Genomic DNA, 537 nt, shown 5'->3' with positions numbered 1-537 from the left:
GCCGTCGGCGTTGGCGGAGGAGGCCGCCGGCGTGATGGTGCCGTTGGCGCGGAACGCGGCTTTCAGGCCCGGGATTTTGGCGGGGTCGACCTTCAGCGGATGCTCGTCATTGGCGATGATGCGGGGACCCGCTTTCTCGGTCAGCGTGATCGGCGCGATCTCGGCCTTGAACGCGCCGCCTTCGACCGCCTTGCGGGCGCGGCTGAGCGTTTCCATTGCATAGGCGTCCTGGTCCTTGCGGGTGAACTGGTAGGCCTCCGCGGTGGCCTCGCCGAAATCGCCCATGGAGCGGCCGGTCTCGTAGGCGTCCTCGAGGCCGTCCATCATCATGTGGTCGATGATGCGGTCGTGGCCGGCGCGATAGCCGCCGCGTGCCTTGGCCAGCAGATACGGCGCGTTGCTCATGCTCTCCATGCCGCCGGAGACGACGATCTCGGCCGAGCCGGCGCGGATGATGTCGTGCGCCAGCATGGTCGCCTTCATGCCGGAGCCGCAGACCTTGTTGACGGTGGTGGCGCCCGTGGCATCGGGCAGACC

1 pseudogene is annotated in these 537 nt (G+C 68.3%); it reads right to left on the bottom strand.

The annotated features are described in order from the left end of the window. Nucleotides 1-537: pseudogene (locus tag MOV75_RS41400) on the bottom strand (acetyl-CoA C-acetyltransferase); the annotation flags it as partial.

It is taken from the genome of Bradyrhizobium sp. PRIMUS42 (assembly GCF_023006515.1).
In the GTDB taxonomy this organism is placed as follows: Bacteria; Pseudomonadota; Alphaproteobacteria; order Rhizobiales; family Xanthobacteraceae; genus Bradyrhizobium.
Note: the sequence above shows the minus strand (reverse complement) of the source record. Positions and strands in the feature narration are given on the sequence as shown.